Genomic DNA, 6397 nt, shown 5'->3' on the forward strand with positions numbered 1-6397 from the left:
ACTAGGCTGCTGAGGGGAACGCTTGAAGGAGATTGTGATGGTTATCAAGACTACCTTCAAAGAGCAAATGAAATACTCCGTACAAAAGAGGGGTATGTTGAAAATTCAAAGACTGGTAGGAAGATACTTCGTTTTACTGAGGAAGCCAAGATTTACTGGGAGTGGCTTTACAATGAAATCGAGCAGAACTTACGAATAAATGGGCGATTTCAGTATGCGAGGGATCATGGCTCAAAACTCGCTGAAAATATTACTAGGATTGCCGCATTGTTATCCTGCATTGAATATGGAGAGGATCAGAAGATATCGATTGATGTTTTGAAAGATGCAGAAGTGATGGGCTTTTTCTTCTCTGACGTTTTTTTACGGTGCTTTGAGTCGACTCCAGAATATGTGAAGGATTTAGGTGCGCTTCGAGATTATCTTCAAGGCGTACGGGATGATGGGCGTCGTTTTGTTAGAAAAAATAAAATTCGTCAGAGTGGGCCTTCTCGCATGAGGAATAAGCCTGTTCTAGATTTTAATTTGGATGAATTGGTTCGGCTTGGGGAGATTTCGATTCTTGTTGCCCATAGTGGCATGATGGTTGTTGATTTATACCCGCACTATCTTCATGACGACTTACAATGGAGTCATTTTTGTTTGGAAAACAGAGTCCCGGCCACTGACTACAGAAGCTTGTTGTAATTTCGAAGCCTATTTTGGGGTTTAAAGTCCGATATTCCTGATATTTGTATCAGGAATATCAAGGTTTTTAGGTCTTCGCGTAACGCCAAAGATTAATATTTAATAATTGTTGATTTTTCTATTTATCGTTGCGTCTTGCTGTGCTTGGCAGGGAGTTTGGGGTGCTTGCGAGTAATCCTGCGTGCGGTTAATAGTAATATTGTATTTTGATGCGTCAGCATTTTTTAGTGTTGGCTTATTAAGAATAGGTGTAAAGGGTGATTAAGGGTTGTTGATGATCAAACATTTAGAAACACAGAGGAAGAGGGTGGTGGAGAATACAAACCTTAGTCTCCACCATGATAATCTATATCATGGTCTGCCGGTACAGACATCGGCAGGCCCTTTGGTAAAAGAATGGTTAGAGAGAATTAGACTAAGTATTCTGGAGCAGCTGGCAAAACATAGCCGAGTTCTAGCCATTAGAATCGATCTCAGGTTTCCATCTAACTACTGGGGGTATGAGGAAGAGTTTCTTGGGAATGAATTTATAACGGATTTTAGAGCCCATCTTAAGCGAAAACTTGGCCGGCTTCCTCAGGATAGAAATCATGATTTAATGCTCTTGTGCGCTCGAGAGTATGATAAGCATGAGCGCAAACCACACTTTCATCTCCTTATTCTTTTAAATGGGAATGCTTTTCGGGGGACTGGAAAGTGGGATTTATCATGTGAAAATCTTTATACCCGCCTTCATGAGGCATGGGCTTATGCACTCGGCATGAGGGCGCCCGAAATTCAGGGCTTGATTCAGTTCGCCAATGGGAGTGCGCTTGAGAGCAGGGGGCAGAGCTACGTTCGTTATGGCTCCATGCTTCTGGAAAGAGGAGATGAGCAGATGTTCCAGAATCTATTTTGGGTAAGCTCTTACTTGGCGAAAGTGGCAACGAAAAACTTCCATGACGGTTATCGTTCTTTTATATCTCCGCGTTTGAAGTTTACCGACTGGTAACTTCAGGCTTCTGCGTAATCCTGAGTACAAGGCTCGGTGATCGTTCTATTTGGCCACCGAGTTTGTGCCCTTGGCAGTCCCCGCAAGTCTTCTTTTAAGTAGGCCGTGTAATCCGATGGCCGCCCTACTGAACTCATCTCATTCCCTTTAGGCGCGCTCTCTGAGATCACTCTTTGATGAAGGTGCATACATCGCACCGTCGGGCTTCTCAGCGCCTATCAGTTGCTCGCTCTCGTTAGTCGCCCCGTACCTGATGTAGTAGCCAACTCATCACGGCCCCAGCCTTTTAAGTTTTCCGGGTATACGGATTTAATGGTTGATGGGGCACCTTCACCCCATCAATCTGATACCACCCTCAGATGGTTGATAGATCGACTCCGTAGTTGAGTTCCTCTGCGAAGTCCGGCAGTCCGTAACCGATGGTTTTCTTGTAGAAAGGAGAGACCTTCGCAGTCGGTGCCTTCTTCTTGTGCTTCGTGGTGTAGAGCATTCGTGCCCGCATCACCTCGAAGGAGTAACCGCGCCCTTCACGGTTCTTGTCCTTGGCCAGTCGGTTGATGGACTCCGTGTAAGCGTTGGTGACGGGCATGTCCGTCTCGAAGTAGGTCATGGTCTCTTCGCGCCAGTTTCCCACTGCCCTGACCAGATCGCTCCAGACTTCCTTTTGGCCCTTCGGGATGGTGGCTATCCACTCGTCCAGGGCGGCTTCTGCCTGGAGCCGTGTGGTGGCGTCCCAGATGCCGTAGAAGCGCTCCTTGTGCTCGTAGGCGGCCAGCAGTTGCGGGAACGCGCCTGTCCAGGTCTCCATGATGAGGCGCTCCCGGTCTGAGACTTCGTGAGCGCGTTTCAGCAGGATTTTCCGGTCTCCCTTGAGAGTCCGGCTCTGGGACGGTTTCAGCTCCTTTCTGAGGCCCTTGCGCACTCTCTCTAGGGCATCGTTGGCCATGCGCACCACATGGAACTTATCGACCACGATACGGGCCTGGGGCAGCACAGCCTTGACCGCTGCCCGGTAGGGGTTCCACATGTCCATGCTGACGATCTCGACCTTCTGCCGGTCTTTCAGCTTCATCAGGTAGTTGGTCACCACGTCCTGGCGGCGGGTGGCCAGCAGGTCGAGCAGGGTTCGCTCCTCAATGTTGGTCAGAATGCAGCGGTAGCGCTTGTTCAGGTATAGCTCGTCAATGCCCAGGATGCGGGGCGTCTCGAAGCGGTGCCAGCGCCCCAGGAACTCGGCGCGGGCGTTGAAGATGTCGCGCACCGTCTTCTCGTCCAGGCCGGTCTGTGCCGCCACAAAGGTGTAGGGGTGGTTGAAGGATTCCTTCTCCACGTACTCATGCAGCCGCAGTGTCATACGGAATCCGTCCACCATCTCCGGTAGCTGGGGCCTGAATGTTGTCTTGCAGGCCCGGCAGGTGTATCGGCGGCGGACCACCCAGAGAGTGACCCGCTTGCCGTGGATGGGCAGATCACGATAGGGAACGTCACGCTTGCCGAACCGTACGAACTCACCCTGCACGCCGCATTCCTCGCAGGCGATGGGATCGGGCACGTCCACCTGGAAGTGCATTTCGTCGTCGGTTGATTTGCAGCCCAGTACTTGGTATTGCGGCAGGTGAAGGATGTTGTCGGGAAGTTCGGTCATGGTGTTGTATAGGCGTAGGTGTCAGTCAGATCCATCCGGCTCGGCATTGGTGTTTGCTTTTTTACCCAACAAGCTGCTGGAAACGAAAAGTAAGGCACCGAGGACAATTGCAATATCAGCCAGGTTGAAGGCCGGCCAATGCCAGTCTCGCCAATAGAAATCAAAGGAATCCACAACATAGCCGCGAAAGACCCGGTCAATCAGGTTGCCCATGGCGCCACCGAGGATAAGACTGTAAGCGATGGCTTCTCCTTTATGACGATTTTCAAGGATCAGCTTGATCAGAAAAATCGAGACCACTACCGCGATTCCGATAAATAAGTAGCGCTGCCAGCCTCCACCATTCGCAAAAAGACTGAATGCGGCACCGGTGTTCCATAGGTGCACCCAGTTAAAGAACGGGGTCACCGAAACATACTCGCCATAGGCCATTGATTGCTGCACCAGCCACTTTACAGCCTGATCAGACGCTGCCAGCAGGCCCGATATGGACAATAGGGCATACGGCGAGAGCTTTTTGCCAATAATGAGCATTATTTAACCCTTCAACGCCAAAATGCGTCTGGCACCGTTAAGTACAATGCCCCCCGCGATGGTGCCGATAATCAGATCCGGATAATTGGAACCGGTCCACGCGACCAGGGCGCCGGCGGTGATGACCCCCAGGTTGATCACCACGTCGTTGGCCGAGAATATCCAGCTTGCCTTCATGTGCGCCCCGCCTTCCCGATGTTTGGATATGAGCAGCAGACAACTGGTATTGGCAATCAATGCGACGAATGCGATAGCCATCATCACCAGCGATTCAGGCTCACTACCGAATACAAAGCGTCTCACCACCTCTACGAGCACGCCCACAGCCAAGATCAGTTGCAGTACACCAGCAAGATGCGCGGCACGTACCTGCATTTTCACGCTATGTCCAACCGCATAAAGGGCAAGCCCGTACACCGCCGCATCGGCAAAATTGTCCAGGGATTCTCCAATCAGGCCGGTGGACTGGGCGATCAGACCGGCAGTCATTTCCACCACGAACAGAAATGCATTGATGCCGAGCAACCAGCGCAGGGTCCCGGATTCTTGCTTAGCAGAAGCTGCCGAAAACTCGGCGGCCTTGATGGTCTCCGGATTTGCAGCGACGGTTTCCTGAAGCGAGGCGCCTAGCCCCAAGGTCTTCAGTTTCGAGGTGACGGGCTCGACCTCGCCGTCATGCACGACCTTCAGCCGGCGGTTCGACAAGTCGAAGGACAGCGCCCGAATCTCCTCAAAGCCGTTCAGGGCTAGGCGAATCATTCGTTCTTCTGATGGACAGTCCATCTTCGGCACGGCATAAACACTGACCCATCTCCCTGGCGCCTCGGAGGAGGCCTGTATATCGGTATCCGCTGCGGACGTTGCATCACCGCCACAGGCGCCACCACAGGATTTGCTCATGATACGACTCCACTTGAACAATGTTGTGGTACCATTTAAAACTATAAAGCTACTATAAGGTCAATAGAGTAAAGAATCCGTTGGGGAGGAGGCTGATGCGCATTGGTCAGTTGGCGCAGTTGGTAGGGGTCGAAACACAGACGATCCGCTTCTATGAACAGCAGGGCTTGTTGCCGCCGCCTGATCGGCAGGACAACGGTTACCGTGTCTATGCCGAGAAGCATGGTGAGGGGCTGGCCTTCATCCGTCGCTGCAGAATCCTGGGCCTGTCACTGGCTGAGATTCACGAACTACAGAGCTATCAGGACGACCCTCATCAGCCTTGTACCGCCGTCAACGCCTTGCTCGATGATCACATCTCTCATGTGCGGTCGCAGATAACCGCTCTGCAAGCGCTTGAGAAACAACTCGTTTCACTGAGAGCGAGTTGCAACGATGACCGGGAAGTTGAGGCGTGTGGGGTTCTTGCTGGAATTAGCGAAGGAAACATGCACCAGCAGTAGGTGAAGCATCAACCAGATAATCCGATGAGATGCCGGTCTGTCTCACTCTCATGCAAAGGTAAGATCAACCATTTAATCCGCTTACCCAGTTTTCCTTTGGAGTCCGCAACCACAGCGGAGATGCTTTGTTCAAAGTATGAGTGGAGGCTCCGTCTCCGGCCGTATCTGTATCCCATTAACTAGTCGTCAACGCATATTTCCTGGCACGACGTCACAGCGCACTTCAAAACTATACCGGGATTTTGGGTGGTATAGATTGACCGGAGATGGAGCGTGGATACCGGTGAGCTACGATTTAGTAGGCGCCTTGTTGTCGGTTTGGGCCAAAGTGGTCCAGATAGATCTATTGCAGTCTCGGGGCAAAGTATAACGTTAAGTGTAGCTATTTCGAATTTCGGCCAAAAAGTCTTTATAAAACAGTGTTAACACACTCATGCATCATTGGGGTGTGTTGGGGTTTGTTGTTCTGAGCTGCTGACATGAACGCGTCCGGATAATCTTGCTTTGGGTGAAGCCACGGATTGTAAGAAAATAACGCCCGTGATGAAACGAAGGAGAACATTATGCCTGCCAGTGACCACGAACTCGAATACGCAGGAAGCCAGTTGGCTGAACAGTTATTGGTAGCAGGCCACACTCTGGCAACCGCAGAAAGTTGCACCGGTGGCTGGGTTGCCAAGGTGTTAACAGACAAGGCGGGTTCTTCCGCCTATGTGGTGGGCGGCTTGGTTACCTACAGCAATGATGCCAAACAAGCGCTACTTGGGGTTACAGATGCCTCTCTGGCTAACCACGGCGCTGTAAGTGAGCCTGTTGTGCGCGAGATGGTGGCTGGGGCTTTGGCCGCAACCGGTGCAAGTATTGCGGTATCTGTTAGCGGCGTAGCGGGCCCAGGCGGCGGTAGTGAAGAGAAACCTGTGGGCACGGTTTGGTTTGCTTGGGGTAGTGGTGTAGAGACCACTCAGGCCGTTGTTCAGCAATTTAGTGGCGACCGTGATCAGGTGCGTCGCCAGGCGGTTCTCTTTGCTCTACAAGGCGTTAGCAGTTTTTTGGAAAAAGCCTGAGCGTTTTCGCAATAACAGGGGTTGGCCTCTTTCTCGGGGTATGTTTTAATACTGTTCAAATATACAGGGAATC

At 51.4% G+C, this 6397-nt stretch carries 7 protein-coding genes; 4 read left to right on the forward strand and 3 right to left on the reverse strand.

The window, feature by feature from the left end; all coding sequences use genetic code 11:
- Both ACTH3S_RS17510 and ACTH3S_RS17515 read left to right on the forward strand, forming a co-directional pair.
- Positions 1 to 687 (forward strand): DUF3987 domain-containing protein (locus ACTH3S_RS17510; RefSeq protein WP_441810297.1); only part of this gene is annotated, 687 nt, incomplete at its 5' end.
- A gap of 274 nt (positions 688 to 961) precedes the next feature.
- Positions 962 to 1678, forward strand: coding sequence for a YagK/YfjJ domain-containing protein (locus ACTH3S_RS17515; RefSeq protein ID WP_441810298.1), 717 nt, complete (start codon positions 962 to 964; stop codon positions 1676 to 1678).
- A 355-nt stretch (positions 1679 to 2033) separates the two neighbouring features.
- On the opposite strand, the gene ACTH3S_RS17520 is transcribed toward ACTH3S_RS17515, so the two are convergent.
- Genes ACTH3S_RS17520 through ACTH3S_RS17530 form a run of 3 tightly spaced genes read right to left on the reverse strand, consistent with a single transcriptional unit; the run spans position 2034 to position 4757 of the window.
- Positions 2034 to 3323: an ISL3-like element ISPpu12 family transposase gene (locus ACTH3S_RS17520; RefSeq protein ID WP_004574636.1), complete on the reverse strand. Its 1290-nt coding sequence runs from the start codon at positions 3321 to 3323 to the stop codon at positions 2034 to 2036.
- 21 nt (positions 3324 to 3344) lie between these two features.
- Positions 3345 to 3857 carry a signal peptidase II gene (gene lspA / locus ACTH3S_RS17525; RefSeq protein ID WP_008740521.1) on the reverse strand — a complete coding sequence of 171 codons (513 nt, stop codon included), beginning with the start codon at positions 3855 to 3857 and terminating at the stop codon, positions 3345 to 3347.
- A 3-nt stretch (positions 3858 to 3860) separates the two neighbouring features.
- Entirely contained in the window at positions 3861 to 4757 is an 897-nt protein-coding gene (locus ACTH3S_RS17530) for a cation transporter (protein WP_441810299.1), read from the reverse strand.
- Positions 4758 to 4852: 95 nt separating this feature from the next.
- On the opposite strand from ACTH3S_RS17530, the gene cadR reads away from it, so the two are divergent.
- Complete coding sequence (gene cadR, locus ACTH3S_RS17535; RefSeq protein ID WP_441810300.1) at positions 4853 to 5260, forward strand: Cd(II)/Pb(II)-responsive transcriptional regulator; 408 nt, start codon at positions 4853 to 4855, stop codon at positions 5258 to 5260.
- A gap of 563 nt (positions 5261 to 5823) precedes the next feature.
- Complete coding sequence (locus tag ACTH3S_RS17540; protein ID WP_441810301.1) at positions 5824 to 6324, forward strand: nicotinamide-nucleotide amidohydrolase family protein; 501 nt, start codon at positions 5824 to 5826, stop codon at positions 6322 to 6324.
- The last annotated feature ends 73 nt before the right edge of the window (positions 6325 to 6397 follow it).

It is taken from the genome of Marinobacter sp., from assembly GCF_052094685.1.
GTDB lineage: Bacteria > Pseudomonadota > Gammaproteobacteria > Pseudomonadales > Oleiphilaceae > Marinobacter.